The sequence below is a fragment of the Cytobacillus sp. genome, assembly GCF_032154635.1.
Classification (GTDB): Bacteria; Bacillota; Bacilli; order Bacillales; family Cytobacillaceae; genus Cytobacillus.
This window is the reverse complement of record NZ_JALDXW010000033.1, coordinates 1-21,281: the sequence shown is the minus strand read 5'-3', so window position 1 is coordinate 21,281 and position 21,281 is coordinate 1. Positions and strand designations below refer to the sequence as shown.

The window sequence follows — 21,281 nt, the reverse complement described above, 5'->3', positions numbered from 1 at the left end:
GGCCATGTAAAGGATATACCTTCTTGTAACAGCAATAGCTACATAAAAAACTTACTTTGACCAGGGAGAATCGGTAATGAAGTACTCAGTAAAACTGTGTTTGTTAATGATTGTAATGATTTTAGCGGTTAGTGGTTTTACACCAAATATAGCTAAAGCCGACTCAAGTGAAAAAACTCGAAAGATCGAACAGTTTGTTGAACAGCAAAAAAAGATCAGTAAAATTCCAGGGATATCATTAGTTATTGTAGAAAAGGGGAAAACGGTTTATCAAAAAGGCTTCGGATACGCTGATGTAAAGGCGAAAACACCCGTTACTTCTAATACATTATTTGAAATCGGATCGACAACGAAGGCATGGGAGGGGGACAATGTTACTAATAATAATCATTCAGATAGCTATCAAAAGTTAGATAGCATCGTGACCATCCTGTGTATTGTAGTCGGATATTCAGGTTTATTTTTTATCCTACTAACGTTGAAAGTAATGAGGAAGCTTGTTAGAAAACAACGCATTAGGACATCATTAAACTTAAAGCGGATCATACTATTATGCATTCATACGTTAATTGTAGCTGCAATTTTGATACTCATACTCATTGGTTTGCCGTGGACATTTATAAAAGTTTGGGCCCCCACTTCGATCACAGTGTTACTTTATAGTGTCATAACAACAAGCATCATTTATTATTTGTTTGGGTTATTACTTATTTTCACCAAAAGTGATAGTAAATAAAAAATAAACATAACCAGCTCGAGTCCTCTTACTCCACCTAGCAAGTGGGTTTTCAATCAGGGTCCCTATTCAAGAACGCTTTTCCAGTAAAGGAAGCGATTGCTGAAGATCAAAGACAGAAAACAATCAAACTTTTTAATAAAATCGAATCTAAGAATCTATTTTGAACAAGCTTTATTTCAAAATAGATTCTTGTTATTTATTGTATAGGTTTGTGAGATATTTTTGATCAAACTTTATTTTAAATCAACAGCAGCACTACTGACACGGTTCACCGATATAGGATAGAGTAAACGGAATAATGTTTTTTGAATGCAAATATAATGTTCCATCTTTTTGATGCCATGCGTGAAAAATAGCGACCACATCTTTGAAAATAATATGAACTTCCTAGAATTCGCAGGATCGATCAAAATTCACTAGGAAATGACTGCATCTTTCCGTGCAAAGTGAAGCACTGCCTCCTCCAATACATCAATCCCCAATAAAATATCATCTAGTTCAGTGAATTCATCCGGATGATGGCTGAGACCATCTACTGATGGGACAAAAATAAGACCTGTCGGGCATAGTTTTGTCATGTTCATCGCATCATGACCAGCTCCACTTGCCATTACTTGGTAGGAAAGACCTCTTCTCTCACAAATGGCTTGCGTCACATCTCTTATTTCTTCGGATAGTAACACTGGTTCTTCACTAATAATTTCCTTACTGATAATTTCGAGTTTTCTTCTCTTTTCCACGGTTTGAATGGTTTGGACTAGGTGGTCTAACACCCTCTGTCTTGAATCTATTGAAGTTGATCGAATGTCCACTTTGATTTCTACTTCACCTGGCACGACGTTCATTGCGCCAGAAGGAATATCGACCACCCCAACAGTAGCAACCGTTCCATAATCTTGTTCATTTACCGCTATTTTCTCAAGCTCCAGCGCGATTTCGGAGGCACCAAGAAGTGCATCCTTTCTCATATTCATTGGCGTTGTACCAGAATGCGAAGGGGTGCCCACTATTTTTATAGAAAACCGAACCGGTGCCGCAATTCCAGTAACAATCCCGATTTTTTTATGATTGCCCTCCAGTACCGGACCTTGTTCGACATGCAATTCTAAAAACGCCTTGATTTTTTCCTCTTTCCTATTCGCATATTCAACACTATCAATATCAAGCGCGCAAAAGGATAGAGCCTCCTCCAATGTCATGCCATCACGATCTTTTAAATCTCTCACTTTTTCCTTGTCAAATAGGCCAGCCATTGCTTTGCTTCCTACAGTTGATACACCAAATCTAGAAGACTCCTCACAAGCAAATGCAATCACCTCAATGGGATGGTCTGTTTCAATCCCCTTTTCATTGAGCCGTTTAACCACTTCCAATGCAGCAGTCACACCGACTACTCCATCGTACTTCCCCCCTTGATAAACTGTATCCAGATGAGATCCCATTAGCACAGGGGGAAGACCTTTTATTCTTCCTTCTCTTCTCGCAATCACGTTTCCACACGGATCCATACGAATGTCTAATCCCTCTGCCTTACACATACGCATAAAAGCGTGTGTGCAAGACTGTTCTTCATTTGTATACGCCACTCGTGTAATTCCTTTATCGCATGCGTTATATTGATTGATTTTATCAAAAAGTATCTGATATCTTTCCTTGCTGTCCATACAGATATCTCCTATCTTCTCGTTTATAGATTCTAATTCTTCTATTATACAAGCTTCACCATCCTATTATCATCATATAATTGTTCCAAAGGGAAGTGTGTTTTATTGTATAGCTTGGATCAATGAACTAAGACCAGCAATACAAAAGGAAAATCCGGCACTAGATTCATAGGGCCGGACCAACTATGTATGAAAAACTGACATTACTTCTCTCCATGTATTTTCTTAAATCAATAAGCTGTTACAAATAGCAACAATAACTCGTTTTCCTGCTGGTATCCCCTCTAAATCTACTTTCTTCCTAGTAATTCAATCGACTGCTCTTTGTGTAATTGATATAAAGGATTAGTCGGATCATGTTTGATCGCATGTTCAATTGCATCAATCGCCTCTTCATGTCTTCCTAAAGTTCTAAGACTGTTCGCTTTATGGAATGAAAAGTCGTACCGATGCGGCTGGAGAGCCAAAAGCTTATCCATCTCCGTGACAGCTTCCTCGTGTCTGCCAAGTTCTCTTAAATAATTTGATTTATGATAACGGTAAAAAGTCTCATTCGGATCAAGGCTACAAGCTTTATTGTATTCAGCAAGTGCTTCATCCTGAAGATTCATAAGCCGCAAGCAATTCGCTGTATAGAAATAAAAGTCTAGATCAGTAGAATCTATTTTTAATGCGCGTTTGTATTGTTCAAGCGCCTCTTCATATCGCTTTAATTCTTGTAAAACATAACCTTTATAAAAATACAAATCTAGGTTTTCCCGATCCGTTTCAAGTGCTTTACTAAGGATCGTGAGTGCTTCCCCATATTTATTTTCTATATAAAGCGTTTTCGCTTGCTGAATGCTAGCATTCGTTTCGACATACGCTTTTGTAAGGATTTTTACTACCTTATGTTGATTGAGTTCTTCTGCATGCTGTAGGGATGACTTCCCATCTCTATCCTCAAGGTGTATATCTGCACCAGCTTCGACTAGAAGTTGGATCACATCAGAATATAATCGGCCGCCATTCCCTAAGATGACTGCCTCTAATAAAGCGGACCAGCCCAAATCATTCACATGATTCACTGGAACGCCTGCATCTAAGCAAACTTGAACGGTTTTCAAAAACCCTTTTTCACTAGAGGGCAGCAAGGCAGTACCGCCAAATCGATTGACGCTTTGGAGATCAGCACCATAGCCAAGCATCAAGCGTAGGATTTCGTGGAATCCGTTAGCACCCGAGCAAATAAACGGAGTTAACTGGGTAATATCTCTTGTATTCACATCACTTCCAGCTTCCAATAAAAGCTTCACTACAGAAATTTGATTTTTTTGTGTGGCAGCCATTAAAGCTGTACTCCCATTCCCATCTTTATATTCAACACTTGCCCCTTCTTGTAAAAGACGTTCTACTTCTGCAGCATTTCCACTTTTACTAGCAATAATTAGGTTTTCGTTTAAGGTTTGATCATACATACGTTCTATCTCCCTTATTATTTTTCAAGTTGTAGAAAAGACCCTTCTTGTGTAATTATCGAATTAAATTCTTATGATTCAAACTATAGTCAAAATTCTTCCATTGAGTTTTTTTACTTAATTTAGAAAAAAGAAGATCTATGTTTGCTTTATAGAGTATATCCTTAATAGCAATATTCATCGAAGTTGAGATGAATACTTCTTATTCGACATTAATAGGGTGTCTTCACTGTTAATAAAGTTATAAATAACCCCACTATATACAGTAACAGAATTAATTGTATATTGTGGGGTTAATAGTTGTAAAAGAAAACCATTTAATTCATAAAATAAATTGATTAGAACATGGTTAACGGAAGAACCATGGTTTCCAACTCATCCAAAATACGCTTTCCTAATTTGGGCAAAGATGCAATGGAGAAATGAATATTTCTTTCTTATCTGTATTCGCATTCCAAATATAGCCAATTACCTGAAGAAAAGGATTACTACGTAACTTTATAAACGTGGGTGTAGTTGTAACATACTGAGGATATACCTCCATATGGACTTTATAATTGTCACCACCAACTTTCAATGTTGTAGAAAGAAATGACGATGTTTCCTTATCCTATCCACCATCATCATTAAAGTAATATCGATCACTCCTATCTTATGGGTAGCTTGTTCCTTTCAAAACTTCTGACTCAAAGCAAAAGCGGCGTTCGTACTGTAGTCACTATTTTCCTTCAAATCGTTGCAGATTCATTGCCTTTCGTGTTACCTGTAAGTCTTTCTCGAGGATCCGTCTCGGTTCCCGCCAAACGTTTTAGAAACGTATTCCTCCAATTCAAAGACAATTCTTCTACTTCGAGGATTTGTTTGATGCCCTCGATATTATTCTTCTCTCGGTGCATAATCCGATTGGCAAATGAAACCGTAATTTCCTTAGGATGACGATGAAGAAGCGATAGTCCGTCGTCTTTAGAGACGACACCCTCTGCCAGAACGCGAAAGTAAAATCCCGTGTAGCCAGTTTGCTGTACCTTCAAGAGCATATCCGGTACACCATGCCTGATCGTCAACTTGTAACAAGGCTGTCTCGGCTGACTAACTTGAACGATTGCTTTACCAAGCTCAAAAACGTCCCCAATACAGACATCAGTTTCCAACAAGCCTTTTATCGTTAAGTTTTCTCCTAAGGACCCGTACTCTAACGGTCTATTCAATTCATTTTCCCAAAATGGATAGTGTTCATAAGGATAGACACATACGGCCTTCTCCCTGCCTCCATGATGAACGAGATCTCCCTGCCCATCCCCTTCAAAGTTTAGATAAGATAAATACAAAGCTTCGTCTGTAGCCTTCTTAAATATCCCCGTAGAAACGTCTTTCTGCTGAAACTTGACCTCCCTTGGCATACCTACATTTAATGATAAAATTTCAATAGTTGCCATTTGAATCACCACTCTCAAAGATTTTGATCAAAAAGTTTACTGATACGACTATATACCATGTTCCTGCATTCGTTCACGATGAATCTTAATAGCAAGCCATGACGACCAAAGAACTCAATTTTTCTATCTTTTAAGGTTCTTCTGGCTGCCATTGCTTCTATCCAACTGGTGACTTTTTTAATTACCTGCGTCAAAACTGAGAAGCGAGCGCCACCGTCTCCAATACAGCATCGATTACATCCTGCACGTCACTGTCGGTCATCGCCGGAAAAATCGGCAGAGATATTGCTTCTTCGTAATAGGATTCGGCATGGGGACACAGATGATCCGTATAACCAAGCGATTGATAATAACTCAAGAGTTCGCTCAACAGTTGGGAGTGTCACTGTGCAGGTTCCAAATATAGGTTTTCCAGACATAACAAGCGATCGAATTTCCTCGATTAAACCCATATTTACTCATCATTTTCCCTATTGTTGTACTTTCACCTCCAGGAATAATGATGCCATCTATACCGGTTAATTGTTCTTTTAATGGCGATGCCAACTGCACCAACTTCATGAATCATGTTCAGATGGTCGTCCACTGCCCTTTGCAATGATAAAACGCCTATTTTCGTTTCCATTATTGCCCTCGTTCCTGCATGCTATTTATTTACTTAAAATATGGAAATTTCGTTACAGGATCATAAGTTGAGTATAATATCGAAATTATGATAAGACTATTCCATTAATATTATAAAAACAATAGTTTTTTCCTATGATTCTAGCAAGCCTATCATTACGATAGGCAAATCATAATTGATACGGCATGAAACCTTATACTATAATGCTTCTTAAATCTATTTATAATCAAAGAAAAGTTGGCGATACTTATGGCGATTCGACGTTTATTTCATACGTTAACTGAACTGACATCTCATAAATGGTCCTCAAAGTTGATCGGGTCATTTACTAAAACAAGAGCCAGCCGCTGGCTTATTTCCTGGTATTCGAGAGCATACGGGATTGATACCGAAGATGCTGAAAAGCCTTTGAAATCTTATCAGTCATTAAATGAGTTTTTTATTAGACGTTTGAAGGATGGCATTCGTCCGATTGATCAAAGTAACGCCGCGTTAGTCAGTCCCGTGGATGCCGCCATTACTGGAATAGGCCGAATAGACGAAAAAAGCATCATCCATGTTAAAGGCCAAAATTATACTACGAACGAGCTGTTAGGTTCTGCTCCAACCTTTAACAGATATCGCGGAGGTTTCTTTATTGTACTTTATTTAAGTCCAGCTAATTATCATCGCGTTCACTCACCGGTTACCGGAACGATCATTGAGAAGAACCATATTTTAGGAAGAGCGTATCCCGTAAACGAGTTTGGGTTAAAGCATATGAACAAAGTATTAAGTCGTAACGAGCGACTAATCACTTATATGAGGCATCAATATGGCGTTTTATCTATCGTTAAAGTCGGTGCAATGAACGTAAGCAGTGTCAAGTATACGAACTCGCTCGCGATCCATCTCAATAAAGGAGAAGAGCTTGCTTATTTCGAGTTCGGGTCAACTGTTGTTCTTTTCGTTGAGAACGGAGCTTTCGAGTTTCTCCAAGAGCTTTGTTTAGGAACTCAGGTACGTGTAGGTGAACCACTTGGATATTGGGGACCAGGCTTTCAGAACGAATAGAAAACGGATGCTCTAATTGATATTCGCCTTTTCGTGAATACTTGTTGATTAAAGATTCATATTGTTTAATTAGTTTAGCCACATTCGAATATCGGCGATCATTGGTCCTAAAGGAGCTATTCGCCAACTTGCCAAGGTCCATGAATCAACCTAACACCGCCTTCCGATTATGTATCAGCTAATTCTTGCTCATTTTATATGCTGATCACTGACAATATTGTTGGATACTAAAAAACTCGTTAATGTTAAGGATTAACGAGTTTAATGAAAAAACATAAATTACATTAAAGTTGGTACTATTTTCAATACTAATTAGTCTGCTTAATTAATGTTAGTATGACGATTCATTACTTCTTACATTTTATTTACTACCATAGGATGCATTGGCGTTGTTGTTACATAATCAGATATTCTACCTGTTCACTTACTTTTATTTTTTCATAAAACAAAACTTACCTAAAAATCATGTTATGTTTGAGTAATGAAATCAACATCATTCTATGTGAGATTACGAGAAATTTAACCTAATTATTTGAAATACAGTATCTAAAACTTATTCCCATAAAATTCGGCAATTTTCGCCACAACCTTTTCTTGCTGCTCTAATTTAAGTTCCGGATACATTGGAAGTGACAATGCCTCTCTAGCTGCCTTTTCGGTCGCAGGAAAGTCCCCTTCTTTATACCCAAGACTTTTGAATACAGGCTGAAGATGAAGAGGTAGCGGATAATAAACCATTGTCGCAATTCCCTGCTCTTTAAGATACGACTGTAGTTCGTTGCGTTTCTCTACTCTAATCGTGTACTGATGGAAGACGTGATAATTTCCTTCTTTCTCAACTGGAGTTATCACTTCTTCACCCAATATTTTCTTTAGGAGACTTGTATATATTGCAGCCTTTTCACGCCTAAGTTCACCCCATCGCTCCAGATAAGGAAATTTGACATTTAGAACAGCTGCCTGAAGTTCATCTAAGCGGCTATTATAACCATTAACATGATGATAATATTTAGGCTTGCTTCCATGAACACGGATAATTCGACTCAGTTCTGCTACTTCATCATCATTTGTTACTATCATGCCGCCATCTCCATAAGCGCCCAAGTTCTTAGTAGGGAAGAAACTGTATGTTGCAACTGTTCCAAATTCACCTACAGTCTTCCCATTATGCTTCGCTCCTATGGCCTGTGCAGCGTCCTCCACAACTGCAAGATTATGTTTATTGGCAATTACTGAAATTTTCTCCATATCAGCCATTTGACCATATAGGTGTACAGGTATAATGGCCTTAGTTTTTTCTGTAATAGCTTCTTCAATTTTATTTGGATCAATGTTGAATGTTACAGGGTCAATATCCACAAAAACTGGTGTTGCACCTAATCTTGTTATGGCACCACCCGTTGCAAAAAAGGTGAAAGAAGTTGTAATAACCTCGTCCCCTATAGTTACTCCTAGAGCTTGTAAAGCTATAAGGACTGCATCGCTGCCGTTTCCGCACCCTATTCCGTGTGTAACATTATTAAACTTTGCAATGTCGTGTTCTAGTTTCTTAACATTTTCACCCAAGATAAAACTTGAAGAGCTCATTACATTATCAAGTACTTCCAATACTTCACTCTTTATTGATTGATACTGTTCACTAAGGTCTAACATAGGAATTTTCAATTTTACTTCCTCCGAAAGTTATTATTTTATCAAGTTTTTTTTGACAGGACTAAACTAGTAAAAAAATCAAAGGTTTCACTTTGATTATTCCATTAAAATGTAAGGGTGCATCCTCTATTATTCGTTCTACTTACACTTCTTTTTGCTTCTTAATTACTAAAATCCCAAGAAATACTAGAAGAAAAAGTATCAGGAGTTAACTCTGGATGAAAGGCACAAGTAAGGACATTTCCTTCTCTTGCTGTAACAAATCTACCATCTTATTTTGCAAAAACCTCTACATTTTCACCAATACTTTCAATATAAGGTGAACGAATAAAAAGAACCTTATACGGATCGCCAATACTTGAAATATTAAGATATGCTTCAAAACTAGCAATTTACCGGCCAAACTCATTTCTTTTTACAGTAATACCAATAATTTGAAGGGAGTGATTCCTCTAAACCAACCAGTTCTTTAGCATTTATTACAATCTTACCAGCCACGTTCTTGCATTCTTTCCTCAAGAGACAATTTGGAAATGTCGATTCCTTTCATCGCAGCTCCAAGTTCCTTAGAAAGCTTGCCAATTAAATCATAATCAGTGTAATAAGTTGTAGCTTGAACAATTGCACCTGCAAATTTTTCTGGATTTCCGGATTTAAAGATACCTGAACCAACAAACACTCCATCAGCGCCAAGCTCCATCATTAACGCTGCATCAGCAGGAGTAGCAATACCACCGGCAGCAAAGTTAACAACTGGCAGCTTGCCTAGTTCTTTAATTTGTTTTAAAACTTCAAAAGGCGCACCAAGAACCTTTGCTTCAGTCATTATTTCATCATCGCTCATCACAGAAACCTTTCGTACCTGTGCATTTACTTTGCGCATATGGCGTACTGCTTCCACGATGTTACCTGTACCAGGCTCACCTTTGGTACGCAGCATTGCAGTACCTTCTCCGATACGGCGAGCAGCTTCTCCAAGATCACGGCAGCCACATACAAATGGGACAGTGAAATCACTCTTCAATAAATGGAACTCTTCATCAGCAGGCGTTAACACTTCACTTTCATCAATGAAGTCAACACCCATTGCTTCCAGCACTCTTGCTTCCACAATATGACCAATACGTGCTTTAGCCATTACTGGAATGGATACTGCACTCATTACTTCTTCAACAATTAGAGGGTTTGCCATTCTTGCAACACCCCCGGCTGTGCGGATATCAGAGGGAACTCTTTCTAATGCCATTACGGCAACAGCACCTGCTGCTTCTGCTACTTTGGCTTGCTCTGCATTGACGACGTCCATAATAACGCCGCCTTTTTGCATTTGAGCCATGCCCCTTTTTACAGTTTCAGTTCCTATTAACTTTTCCACTTTTTATACACTCCTTTTTCACTAGCTATTACATTTTTAATCTATTGATCATTATAAAAATCTATTGATCGTATTAAAAGTGTCAGTTTTTCAAAAAATGACAAGGTCAGTTACTTATCTATATCATATTGTTGCAAAGCATCTATTTGCATATCGAGATTTTGTTCTTCTGTACTGACACGAGCATAACCAAAAATCAAATTATTTCACTTCCTATCTAAATATATCTATTAAATTTGTATCAAAAACCTCATTGAATTAAGATAAGGAACTTTTTTTGATATGGGTGTTGGTACTCGATATGAATGAGTTTTAACTCCTTTGTAAAAAAACAACCAAGTCCCATAAACGGTCGTTATGGGACTTGGTTGGTAAACAGTATATTATTAATCGCACCTAGTTCTATATAAATTAGAAATTAATGTTAAAATATAATGAAAATTATGAAGGAATGCACTTAAACTAGTAATTTATCTAGACAAGTCATTCTCTTTTATATACATCAAATGCTTAGACGACATTTCCCTTCTAATAAAGATTTCCGCCAAACATAAATTGAGCATCCAACAAAGCCACACCGCAATGGTGTATGACGTAACATAGGAAAGGTTTACACCATGGTGAATAATTGTGACAATAACGTAAATGGTCATGTTTGCAAAAGAAAGGAAGAAACTACGCATTATCCAATACTTGTGGGGAATTATTTGTTTCTTTTTAATAAATAAATACCCCTTGAGTGTTGTTAAAATCCATAAGGTGTTTAAAATGAGAAACCCAATTGTGCTGAGCCATCCCCCTGTTGCAAAGAAAGACACATAGAATCCAGGAATGTAGTTCAAAATAATCGACAAAACATAAATACGTCCATTCCAACGGTGAAACTGCAACGATTTCAAGCGAATTCGTTTAATCAAACCTAAGGGTCCTGTCATGAGAGCTGCTACAGCGAGAAGAATGTGAATACGAATCATCAAAATCCATAATGACTGGTTCATTAGGAATTGATCTTTATTGGAAAGAAACCGTTGAAACAACGGGTCAATTATAAAGTTTTTTGAAAGCGTATGTAGTACCCATATTATAGGGATGACTATAATAAGAATATTTGTCACCTTTTTTACTCGGTTCATTTTTTCCATCCTTTTTGAAGGTTACTGTAGGCATTTATCTAATAAGTAAAATTCATTTTAATTCGAAATATTTATAGGAAACACTACCCTTTCATTTTAAATGAAGGCTGAAAGAGTAGCATTTCTCTTTCTTAAGGAAATGATTTATTCCTAAGCCCCATGACATTTTAATTCTTTATTCTCTAATCTTTAAAAGGAGCATTCATCACCCAATCTACAAACCCCATACGAAGCATAGAAGAACTCAGATTATTTGGCTGTTGCTGTGCATTTTTTAAATCGGAATCATATTTAATAAGTTCAATCATAGATTTTTTGAAACCTAATCGAGGATAAACGTCAATTATAAAATTAAATGTTTCCTCCGGAATATCTTCTATACGTAAACCAACTACATCCATTCCCGCCCCGAAATGAACTAAAGCAATCTCTGGTTGTTTTTCTTCAGCAATTTCCGAGGTGTGTAGAATAATAGCTTCACGTACCACATCAATTTTATCTTGTGAAAAACCATGAGAATGAAGGAATTTTTCTGCATGATCAGCACCTTCATATTCAAATGAATGTTTACAACAAACATGCTCTGTAAGACCAACATCATGTAAGACAGAAGCAAGATAAAATAACTCCTGATCATATTTAAATCCATATTTTTTCCCCAATGCATCACCAAAGGCATATGTCCGTAAACAATGATTATAAAGAAATTCTGGAGAAATCTCGTAAATCAATTGGGTAGCTTCTTTTGCTACCTTACTATCTGGAATAATAATGTTATGCATAATTTCCTCCTTAGTTTTAATTGTTTTCAATAAATTCATGTCAGATATCAATAGCATGATAAGAATGTTGCATGCTCTTCAAATACTAATTCTCACACCCTCTACTTTTAGAAATTCTACTTTCAAGTTAAAAAGGACCGTTCGGTCTCTTTTAAGGTAACTTATTATATGTTAATGTACAACTAAAAGATGTTACAATTTATCAACAATAATAATGGAGGATATTATGCAAAAAGGTGAACAAACACGGAGACACATTATATTAAAATCGGCAGAATTGTTTAATCAAAAAGGCTATGCTGGCTGTTCAATGAATGACATTATGGAGGCTACAGGGCTACAAAAGGGTGGAATTTACCGTAATTTTAAAAGTAAGGATGAGATTGCTTTAGAGGCATTTGAATACGCCATTGATACTGTCTCACAACATTTTTCTGAGGCTATAAGCAATGCTAATACAACATTGGAAAAGGTTGGTGCTTTTTTTAATGTATACGAAGATGTAATAAATAATCCACCAATAAAAGGGGGATGTCCTTTGCTGAATACTGCTGTAGACAGTGATGATACGAATCTTCTGTTAAGAGAAAAGGCACTTGGAGTTTTCTATACATTTCTCAATATGATTGAAGGGATTATAGAAGAAGGTATACAAAACGAGGAGTTAAAACCGGATATCAATACAAAGGAGGTAGCTTCCTTTATTGTTGCAACCCTTGAGGGAAGTATTATGGCTAGTAAACTAGAAAGGGATAATAAACACGTTACTTATAGTAAGCAACACGTGCTGCGTTATTTGTTTATGCTACAAATTTAGCTTGTTTTTTATTTTGAGAAACAACGAGCTTTTTGACTTAATGGTGATGAGATTGTATCCGAAATTGAAAGATAATCTAATGAAAATAAATTCTATGCTACAATCCGTTTCCAATCCGTTTTTTATATGTATCTCACCTAAACCCCTTAAAAAGCCGATTATCCCTTAGCGTACAGGAAATCGGTTTTTTCAATGTAAACAATCGCTTAGCGTACGAAATTCACGTTTTGTTGGTGATCCCCCTATTAGAAGCCATCATAGATCTCTTGATTAATATTTCTATTTTAAGAAATAGTCTAAATTATTTAAATTCCTGAGTTGTAATACTTATTTAGGCGTTCAAGCATGCTGAACTAAAAAGACATGATTGAGGCGCCACCTAGACTCGAATTAGGGATAAAGCGATTGCAGAGCTTTGCCTTACCTCTTGGCTATGGGCCATTCAATAGGGTTAATTCCTTCATTATCTTGAGATTTGTGAACCTATGTATTTAGTTTCAGTTTCTTCCTATTATATTACTGTTTATTCACCCCGTTTCCCTATTTATTGTATTTTTTGAATCTAGTTATTATAATAATGAATAGGTGACTCTGTTAAAAGTGCTGTTATTTTTAAAAATAACCATACCAGAATTAAAGGTGTTGATAAAAATGGAAATGTTATCATGTCATTTGAATAGGTCAAGTGATATACCTTTATATGAACAATTATATTTACATATTAAAAAAGAAATAATAGAAGGGCACTTACAATACGGAGCAAAGCTCCCCTCTAAGCGAAAGCTAGCTGATTTTCTAAAAATCAGTCAAAATACGATTGAAATAGCCTATCAGCAATTGACCGCAGAAGGATATGTCGAAGCTTACCCCCGTAAAGGATATTTTGTCATGATGCATGAAGACTTAGAATATATGCAGACAAGTCATCCCTTAAAGGAAAATACAATAACAACTCAGAATTATATAAAATACAATTTCCTTCCAGGCACGATTGATACTGAAAATTTCCCATTCTCCGTATGGCGTAAATACGCAAAAAATACGATCAACAAAGAAAATCATTCTTTGTTACCGCTCGGCGATTCACAGGGGGAGATGGAATTACGGCAGGAAATCGCATTCTATTTGTATCATGCCAGGGGGGTACGATGCTCACCAAATCAAATTATTGTTGGGGCTGGTATCGAAATTTTATTGCAACAGCTCTTTCTTTTATTTGATAAAAAAATGGTTTATGGTGTAGAAGACCCCGGTTACCATTTGATCTTGCAGATTCTTAAGGGCTTTCCAAATGAAGTGTATCCTCTTGAAGTAGATGAGGAAGGGGCTAAGGTAGAAAGTATTTATCAAAAAAATATCAATGTCGTTTATATAACTCCTTCCCATCACTTTCCATACGGTACTGCATTATCTGTAAACCGCCGAACAAAGCTATTAAAATGGGCTGCATCGGAGAAAGAGCGTTTTATTATCGAAGATGACTATGATAGTGAATTTCGCTATAGCGGTAAATCAATTCCCTCCTTACAAAGCATGGATGTTTATGAAAAAGTGATTTATCTAGGTACATTTTCAAAGTCATTAATGCCGTCAATTAGAATTAGTTATATGGTATTGCCTAACCTTCTCTTGCAACAATATATAGAGAAATTGTCGTTCTATTATTCCTGTTCAGTCTCAAGAATTGACCAACATATTTTAGCTCAATTCTTGAAAGAAGGGGATTTCGAAAAACATTTAAATAAGATGAGAAAGATTTATCGGCGTAAGCTCGAAAAAATTATAGATTTATTAAAACCATATCAGGAGAAACTCTCTATCATTGGAGCACACTCTGGCCTTCATATCGTTCTTGCCGTTAATAACGGGATGAATGAGGAGGAACTAGTTCAAAAAGCAGCTGAGAAAGCCCTGAAGGTTTATCCATTATCTGCTTACTCACTTGGTAGAAAACCTGAGAAAGCCCCGGAAATTATTCTTGGTTTTGCCGGAATTCCTGAACGTGAATTAGAAGATGCTATCCAATTGCTATTAGAATGTTGGTTGTTATGAATTATATTAAGGGACAAGACTCCTCTATTATCTCCCAGGCGACTTTTAAAAAGGCAGATAAGGAAAAACAAACATAATGAATAGGGCTCTGTTAGATTTCAGCAGATGCCCTTATCAATTTATATATTGATTTTGATAGCGAAGAAATTCATTCGCGTTACCCTTCTCTTTGAAAGCGTAAAATTGGCTTACGTGACGCAGTTGTTTCATCTAAGCGTTTTATAACAGTGTTATGTGGAGCTTCTTGAACAATTTCTGGATTGCTCTTAGCTTCATCAGCAATTTGAATCATTGCATTGATAAAATTATCCAAGGTTTCTTTCGATTCTGTTTCAGTAGGCTCGATCATAATTGCCTCTTCCACAATTAATGGGAAATAAACAGTTGGAGGATGAATTTCTAAATCCATTAGTCGTTTGGCAATATTCAATGCCCTCACGCCAAGTTTCTTCTGTTTTTTACAAGATATAACAAACTCGTGTTTACAATATTGTGTAAATGGGAGTTCATATTCTTTTTCAAGGCCTCGCATCATGTAGTTTGCATTAAGGACAGCGTACTCACTAACTTTCTTTAATCCTTCTGCACCCATTGTACGGATGTACGTATATGCACGCACATTAATTCCAAAGTTTCCATAATAACTTTTCACCATACCAATGGATTGCGGTAGATCGTAGACTAATTCATACACACCATCGTTTTTACGAATAACGGGTTTAGGCAAGAACGGAGCGAGATCTTTTGAAACACCTATTGGGCCAGATCCTGGACCGCCACCACCGTGTGGACCAGTAAATGTTTTGTGTAGGTTCAAGTGCACCACATCAAAACCCATATCTCCTGGTCGAGTATATCCCATTATAGCGTTTAAGTTTGCACCGTCATAGTACATTTTCCCGCCCACACTGTGGATAATCTCTGACATTTCAAGGATTTCAGTTTCGAACAAACCTAGAGTGTTCGGGTTTGTTAACATGAGAGCGGCAGTATTTTCATTTACTAAACGTTTTAAATCCTCAATGTCAACTAATCCTTTTTCATTTGATTTTACTTCAACAACCTTAAATCCTGCGACTGCTGCAGTAGCCGGGTTAGTACCGTGTGCTGAGTCAGGTACAATTACCTCATCACGATGATAATCACCATTTGCTTCGTGGAAGGCTTTAATCATCATCAATGCTGTCCACTCACCTTGTGAGCCAGCAGCTGGCTGTAAGGTGATTTCATGCATACCTGTGATTTCTTCGAGGTGAACTTGCAAATCATACATTAATTCAAGAGCACCTTGAACAGTTTTCGGATCTTGATAAGGATGAATATGACTAAATCCAGGAAGTCTGGCAACATCTTCGTTAATCACCGGATTATATTTCATCGTACAAGATCCCAGTGGGTAAAATCCAGAAAGTATACCGAAGTTACGGTTAGATAACCCTGTATAATGACGCATTAATTCCAATTCACTTACTTCAGGAAGTTCTGCATCGACAGTACGAACATATACATCCTCAAGTTCTTCTTCCAAATTAACTTCTGGAACATCAAGCGTCGGCAAATTATATCCAAATCTTCCTTCTTTACTGCGTTCAAAAATTAATGGAAAATTCTCTTTAGTCATTGATATCCCTCATTTCTTTTACGAAAACATCAATTTCTTCTTTTGAGCGAATTTCAGTGGTAGCAACCAGCATGTGGTTTTCTAATTCTGGATATGCTTTGCCAAGATCAAACCCACCGATAAATCCTTTTTCAAACAACTGATCATTTACAACAGATACTGGTTTGGAAAGTTTAATTACAAATTCATTGAAAAATGACCCATTAAATGCTGCTGGTAAGTTAGCCTCCTCTAATTTTTTCTTTGTATATCTTGCCTTGTGCATATTTAATTTCGCCATTTCTTTTACACCGTTCTTACCAAGAGCACTCATCGCGACTGAACTTGCTAAAGCGTTCAAAGCCTGGTTTGATGTGATGTTTGATGTTGCTTTCTCACGCCTAATATGCTGCTCTCTCGTTTGTAATGCTAAAACAAAACCGCGTATGCCATCTCGATCTACGGTTTCACCAACAAATCGACCTGGTACTTTACGCATTAATTTTTGAGTTGTTGCAAAGTAACCACAATGTGGTCCACCAAATTGCGCCGGAATGCCAAATACTTGCGTATCCCCAACAACAATATCTGCACCAAATTCACCTGGAGGTGTTAAATACCCAAGTGCAAGCGGATTACTGGAAACCACAAACATTACTTCCTTTTGTTTCCTAATCAGCTTATTAATTTTTTCCAGCGGCTCGATTTGTCCGAAGAAGTTAGGATATTGAACAAGAACTGCTGCTGTATTTTCATCAAGTTCTTGTTCTAATTGTTTTAAATCAGTCAAACCGTCTTTGTAGTTGATCTCGACGATTTCGAGTTTCTTCCCGTTTGAGGCCGTTTCAACAAGCTGCCGATACTCAGGGTGCATAGCAGCTGAAATAAGAATTTTTTTACGTTTTGTCTGAGCTACACTCATATATACAGCCTCAACTACAGCTGTTCCCCCATCATATAAGGAAGAGTTGACAATTGGCATTGCAGTTAATAAAGAAATCATTGTCTGGAATTCGAACATAGCTTGCAGTTCACCTTGTGTAAGTTCCGGCTGATAAGGTGTGTAAGCTGTATAGAATTCTTGTCTAGAAATGACATGATCAACGACTGATGGTATGAAATGATCATAAACGCCCGCGCCTAAAAATGAACGATATTCAGTTAAATTCGCATTTTTGCTTGCCATTTCTGTTAGTTCTTTTTTCAACTCATATTCACTAACTGGTTTTTTAAGGTTTAATTCCCTGTCCAATCTAACTTCTTCTGGAATATCAGAAAACAGTTCTTCTGTGGATGATACACCGATTTTATCTAGCATTTCTTTTTTATCAGTTTCAGTTATTGGTAAATAACGAAATTTCATTACGATGCCCCCCTATTTATCTCGTTTATAAAATGGTGTTTTTACGATATTTGCTTTTAACTTTCGTATTCGAACTTTTATTTCTATTTCTGTACCTTTAATCTAAAACTTCGAATCGATAACTGCTAATCCGATATTTTAGTTTAAATCCAGTGATTATGTATCAATTATTTTTAAACTAAATTCACATTTCCCTCATTGCGTTACGCCAATTTCTATCTGTTGACTCATTGTTTTAAAATTATCCTAGACTAAAATCTTCATGTTATTCTATAGTGATAATTTTAGAGATATCATAGACCACAAAACTGATATTTACCCATAAAAAAAGGGTAAAAGATTCAAATACTTGAATGTTTGATTCTAGTCAACGTTCATGAATGAGAAAAGTACATGATGGAGGCGCCACCTAAAATCGAACTAGGGATAAAGCTTTTACGGAACTTCGCCTAATCACTTGGCTATGACGACATTATTTCTGTTTCTTTCTACTGTGTTCCTAGCACAGTTAGAGAGTAATTACTGAAAAATGTGGCTTCTCATAATTTTGAGATGTTATTGCATAAACTCAAATATTTAAACTATTTTCTACCATAAATTTCATCTATTAAAAAAATATAATAAATTAATATATAATAATAGTTAAAACCTATCATCAATATAATTACTTGGGAGGAAATTCGATGGAACTAAAACAATTGGAATACTTTATCGTATTGTGTCAAGAGCTGCATTTTACACGTGCGGCGGAGAAACTAGGTATTGCCCAACCTTCTCTTAGTCAACAAATTGGTTTGTTAGAACATGAAGTAGGGCTGCCTTTATTTGAACGTATTGGCAAAAAAAATATACTTACTGATGCAGGTAAAACATTGCTCCATCACAGCTACAATGTTTTTCATGAAATTTCCCAGGCACGTGCTGCAATTAGCGAACTTCAGGGATTAGAGAGAGGCACGCTCAAAATAGGCTCCCTACTTACAGTTGTTAATTATTTGCTTTCCCCAACAGTTATCGGGTTTCACAATGCTTATCCCAATGTAGAACTTTCTGTACAAGGGTTACGAACTGGAGATATTTATAAAGGACTATTACAGAATGAATTAGATTTGGGTATCGTTTTTTTACCGTTGGAACATGAAGACCTAGAAGCTATTCCGCTCTATAAAGAAGATCTTGCTTTTGCTGCACCTATCGATCACATCATTGCAAAAGAAGCGTGTGTATCACTTCAAGTTTTAAAAGAGACACCATCTATTTTATTACCTGAAACCTATTTTCTTCGACAAGTTATTAACGAACAGTGTCGCTTAATGAATTTCGCACCCAAACCAGTACTTGAAATGACGACGATGGAATCTATCATTCAAATGGTAAGCAAAGGCGTCGGTGTTACGATACTACCAAAAGCTTACTTAGATTATATTGATAATATTCATATTAAAACGATTCCTATTCAAGATCCGGTAATCACCACACAGATTGGCATTGCTTATCGAAAGAACAAACATTTATGTGCTGCAAGTCGTGTTTTTATGGACCAGTTGATTAAAACAGTTAAAGATGAACGCTTTAACTAGAGCTTTATCAGGTATATCTTTATGCTTTTCAATACTTTTTCAGCACAACTTCAATGAGGTCATCGGCTTGGTCAATTTCTTCTTTAGTAATTAATAAACTGGTGCCAGACGGATTACATGGATTCCCGCTGTAATTATTACGAGCAGTCCTTGTTGCAGTAGCTCTTGAATTATTGGGGCGATCGGTTCGTGGCATTCAATACCAATTAAGAGACCAAGCCCTCTTATATTTTGTACACTAGGATCGTGCTGAAGTTGATCTGTTAAGCGCTGCGATGTGAATACTCCAAGTTTAGTAACATGTTCCATTAAGTATCCCTCAAGACAGTTTTGCCAAATTTTCTCGCTTCTGCTACCACTTTTCTGACCATGTTCCGCTATGAAAGTAACTTGCCTTACATCCCTTCTACTAAAAAGTTCATAGGTACCATGGCAAATTGCGTACTTTCAACACCTTGAAGAAATAACATCTCATAATTAGTAGGAATGTTTAGAAGATCCTTCAACAATTGTTGTGTTTCTCCATTGATATTCTCATACACCTTACTTGATTTCTCTAAAATAGACAAACTAGTTCCCTGTAGATCGAGAAATTCATCTTGTATTTGAAGAAATACTTCTAAAGGTAATGTTGCTGGCCCCACATAAAATTTTAAACTTGTTTCATTCTGGTCCCCTTATTTAATTACAGATACTTTAAACTTCTTCATAGCTCTTCTTTTTTAATATTCTTGTTTCTGAAATTCTATAATGTTTTCTTTGACCCCTAATTCCCCATGTATGCGGTAAGCAGCAAAGTCTGGAGGACCTACGCCTCGTTTAAATGTAATGGAATGACGAATGGCAGCTGTAATAAACATTTTTGCTTCTTTAACAGCCTCTTGAACAGGTTTACCTTTTGCTAACAGGGCTGTGATTGCGGCAGAATAGCTACATCCTGCTCCATTTGTATGAATTGTATCAATACGCTGCGCTTCGAGTATATGAAATTTCACTCCATCATATAGCACATCAACAGCTGGACCTTTCAAGCGACCTCCTTTGACAAGGACATATTTTGAGCCTAGTTTTTTTAATTCTATTGCTGCTAGTTTTAAGTCATCAACAGTTGCAAGTTGTTGATTCGATTTTAATAATAGTGCTGCTTCTGGCATATTTGGTGTAATAATTGTTGCTAAAGGTATTAATTTTGTTTTAAGGGTATTGATAGCATCGTCTTTTAACAAAGGCGTGTCCATTTTACCAACCATGACTGGGTCCACAACAACTTTTGTCGTGTCGGCTTCTTCAATCCACTTGGCTACATGGGAAATATTCTCCTTTGTATAGAGCATTCCCGTTTTTATCGCATCTACCCCGACATCACGAAGCGCTGTATATACCTGTGCTTCAATAGCACTTAGTTCTATAGGAAACACATTTTGATTTGTATATGGATGGTATGCAACAATACCAGTGACAGAACTTAGACCAAACACACCCATCTCTTGGAAAGTTTTTAAATCAGCTTGAATCCCAGCCCCTCCTCTTGCAGCAGAACCCGCTATTGATAAAGCTCTAGGTACCCACATATAATCAAATCCTCTCTTGTATATGAATCTAAACTTTCTTTGTCTATAATTTGTGACCTAGTGTTTACCCATCCATCGAAATAGAGTGTATTTACGCGGATATTAAAATAAAAGCACTCTTTAAAAAACTCTTTCGTTTTCTCTAGTGCTAAAATTATTGTATAAGTAAAAGCTAGCAAGTGATTTTATCGTATGTACTCCTCTGTGTACATTAGCTGTGTTGATGCTGCGTTATCTAAGTAAACCAACGGCTACCAATGAATCTTTTGATTCAGTATCGGAAATTGTTTTTGTATATTGATCGATTCCATTATTATTCTCACCCTCCTATACTTTTGACATTACTAAGTGCTTGATAATGAGCCTTGATTGTATCTTCAA

Annotated in this window: 20 protein-coding genes, 1 tRNA gene and 1 pseudogene; 5 read left to right on the top strand and 17 right to left on the bottom strand. The window is 36.7% G+C overall.

The genetic code is table 11. The features are described 5' to 3' along the window. Positions 1-76: 76 nt before the first annotated feature. Positions 77-736: a serine hydrolase domain-containing protein gene (locus RUH74_RS18870; protein ID WP_313802813.1), complete on the top strand. Its 660-nt coding sequence runs from the start codon at positions 77-79 to the stop codon at positions 734-736. 419 nt (positions 737-1,155) lie between these two features. On the opposite strand, the gene RUH74_RS18865 is transcribed toward RUH74_RS18870, so the two are convergent. From RUH74_RS18865 to RUH74_RS24195, 6 genes are all read right to left on the bottom strand, one after another. After that, positions 1,156-2,403, bottom strand: coding sequence for a Zn-dependent hydrolase (locus RUH74_RS18865; RefSeq protein WP_313802811.1), 1,248 nt, complete (start codon positions 2,401-2,403; stop codon positions 1,156-1,158). A gap of 290 nt (positions 2,404-2,693) precedes the next feature. Next, positions 2,694-3,860, bottom strand: a complete 1,167-nt coding sequence (locus RUH74_RS18860; RefSeq protein WP_313802809.1) for an ankyrin repeat domain-containing protein — start codon at positions 3,858-3,860, stop codon at positions 2,694-2,696. 728 nt (positions 3,861-4,588) lie between these two features. Further along, a complete protein-coding gene (locus RUH74_RS18855; RefSeq protein ID WP_313802807.1) occupies positions 4,589-5,296 on the bottom strand; it encodes an MOSC domain-containing protein in 708 nt (235 codons plus the stop codon). 190 nt (positions 5,297-5,486) lie between these two features. Beyond that, positions 5,487-5,654 (bottom strand): DegT/DnrJ/EryC1/StrS family aminotransferase, encoded by a 168-nt coding sequence (locus RUH74_RS18850; RefSeq protein ID WP_313802805.1) that lies wholly within the window; start codon positions 5,652-5,654, stop codon positions 5,487-5,489. 8 nt (positions 5,655-5,662) lie between these two features. Beyond that, positions 5,663-5,848, bottom strand: a complete 186-nt coding sequence (locus RUH74_RS24200) for a hypothetical protein (protein ID WP_396230104.1) — start codon at positions 5,846-5,848, stop codon at positions 5,663-5,665. Next, a complete protein-coding gene (locus RUH74_RS24195) occupies positions 5,781-5,921 on the bottom strand; it encodes a hypothetical protein (RefSeq protein WP_396230105.1) in 141 nt (46 codons plus the stop codon). The genes RUH74_RS24200 and RUH74_RS24195 overlap by 68 nt, the downstream gene beginning before the upstream one ends. Before the next feature lie 249 nt (positions 5,922-6,170). On the opposite strand from RUH74_RS24195, the gene asd reads away from it, so the two are divergent. Continuing rightward, positions 6,171-6,974, top strand: coding sequence for an archaetidylserine decarboxylase (asd, locus tag RUH74_RS18840; RefSeq protein ID WP_313802803.1), 804 nt, complete (start codon positions 6,171-6,173; stop codon positions 6,972-6,974). A 546-nt stretch (positions 6,975-7,520) separates the two neighbouring features. On the opposite strand, the gene RUH74_RS18835 is transcribed toward asd, so the two are convergent. From RUH74_RS18835 to RUH74_RS18815, 5 genes and pseudogenes are all read right to left on the bottom strand, one after another. Continuing rightward, the gene (locus RUH74_RS18835; protein WP_313802801.1) at positions 7,521-8,639 is read right to left on the bottom strand and encodes a DegT/DnrJ/EryC1/StrS family aminotransferase; all 1,119 of its coding nucleotides are present in this window, start codon (positions 8,637-8,639) and stop codon (positions 7,521-7,523) included. 475 nt (positions 8,640-9,114) lie between these two features. Next, positions 9,115-10,002, bottom strand: coding sequence for a pyridoxal 5'-phosphate synthase lyase subunit PdxS (gene pdxS, locus RUH74_RS18830; RefSeq protein ID WP_313802799.1), 888 nt, complete (start codon positions 10,000-10,002; stop codon positions 9,115-9,117). Positions 10,003-10,115: 113 nt separating this feature from the next. Then, positions 10,116-10,202, bottom strand: a pseudogene (locus RUH74_RS18825) (recombinase family protein); the annotation flags it as partial. Positions 10,203-10,472: 270 nt separating this feature from the next. Next, positions 10,473-11,135, bottom strand: a complete 663-nt coding sequence (locus RUH74_RS18820) for a DUF2306 domain-containing protein (protein ID WP_313802797.1) — start codon at positions 11,133-11,135, stop codon at positions 10,473-10,475. A 182-nt stretch (positions 11,136-11,317) separates the two neighbouring features. Next, positions 11,318-11,917 carry an HD domain-containing protein gene (locus RUH74_RS18815; protein WP_313802795.1) on the bottom strand — a complete coding sequence of 200 codons (600 nt, stop codon included), beginning with the start codon at positions 11,915-11,917 and terminating at the stop codon, positions 11,318-11,320. Between the two features lie 226 nt (positions 11,918-12,143). Between RUH74_RS18815 and RUH74_RS18810 the strand changes: the two genes are divergently transcribed. Then, entirely contained in the window at positions 12,144-12,734 is a 591-nt protein-coding gene (locus tag RUH74_RS18810) for a TetR/AcrR family transcriptional regulator (RefSeq protein ID WP_313802793.1), read from the top strand. A 370-nt stretch (positions 12,735-13,104) separates the two neighbouring features. Here RUH74_RS18810 and RUH74_RS18805 read toward each other — a convergent pair. Next, positions 13,105-13,174 (bottom strand) — tRNA-Cys (locus RUH74_RS18805). 211 nt (positions 13,175-13,385) lie between these two features. On the opposite strand from RUH74_RS18805, the gene pdxR reads away from it, so the two are divergent. Then, positions 13,386-14,786: a MocR-like pyridoxine biosynthesis transcription factor PdxR gene (pdxR, locus tag RUH74_RS18800; RefSeq protein ID WP_313802791.1), complete on the top strand. Its 1,401-nt coding sequence runs from the start codon at positions 13,386-13,388 to the stop codon at positions 14,784-14,786. Between the two features lie 157 nt (positions 14,787-14,943). On the opposite strand, the gene gcvPB is transcribed toward pdxR, so the two are convergent. Together gcvPB and gcvPA are read right to left on the bottom strand one after the other, a co-directional pair. Next, positions 14,944-16,407 carry an aminomethyl-transferring glycine dehydrogenase subunit GcvPB gene (gene gcvPB / locus RUH74_RS18795; protein ID WP_313802789.1) on the bottom strand — a complete coding sequence of 488 codons (1,464 nt, stop codon included), beginning with the start codon at positions 16,405-16,407 and terminating at the stop codon, positions 14,944-14,946. Further along, complete coding sequence (gene gcvPA / locus RUH74_RS18790; protein WP_313802787.1) at positions 16,400-17,749, bottom strand: aminomethyl-transferring glycine dehydrogenase subunit GcvPA; 1,350 nt, start codon at positions 17,747-17,749, stop codon at positions 16,400-16,402. The genes gcvPB and gcvPA overlap by 8 nt, the downstream gene beginning before the upstream one ends. A 683-nt stretch (positions 17,750-18,432) precedes the next feature. Here gcvPA and RUH74_RS18785 point away from each other — a divergent pair. Then, positions 18,433-19,329 (top strand): LysR family transcriptional regulator, encoded by an 897-nt coding sequence (locus RUH74_RS18785; RefSeq protein WP_313802785.1) that lies wholly within the window; start codon positions 18,433-18,435, stop codon positions 19,327-19,329. A gap of 90 nt (positions 19,330-19,419) precedes the next feature. Here RUH74_RS18785 and RUH74_RS18780 read toward each other — a convergent pair whose 3' ends face one another. The 3 genes from RUH74_RS18780 to thiD all read right to left on the bottom strand — a co-directional run bounded on the left by RUH74_RS18780 (position 19,420) and on the right by thiD (position 20,900). Further along, positions 19,420-19,638, bottom strand: coding sequence for an aminotransferase class III-fold pyridoxal phosphate-dependent enzyme (locus RUH74_RS18780; protein WP_313802783.1), 219 nt, complete (start codon positions 19,636-19,638; stop codon positions 19,420-19,422). An 86-nt stretch (positions 19,639-19,724) separates the two neighbouring features. Next, entirely contained in the window at positions 19,725-19,973 is a 249-nt protein-coding gene (locus tag RUH74_RS18775) for an aminotransferase class V-fold PLP-dependent enzyme (protein WP_313802781.1), read from the bottom strand. A 78-nt stretch (positions 19,974-20,051) separates the two neighbouring features. Next, on the bottom strand, positions 20,052-20,900 hold the full coding sequence (gene thiD, locus RUH74_RS18770) for a bifunctional hydroxymethylpyrimidine kinase/phosphomethylpyrimidine kinase (protein WP_313802779.1): 849 nt from the start codon (positions 20,898-20,900) through the stop codon (positions 20,052-20,054). Positions 20,901-21,281 lie beyond the last annotated feature (381 nt).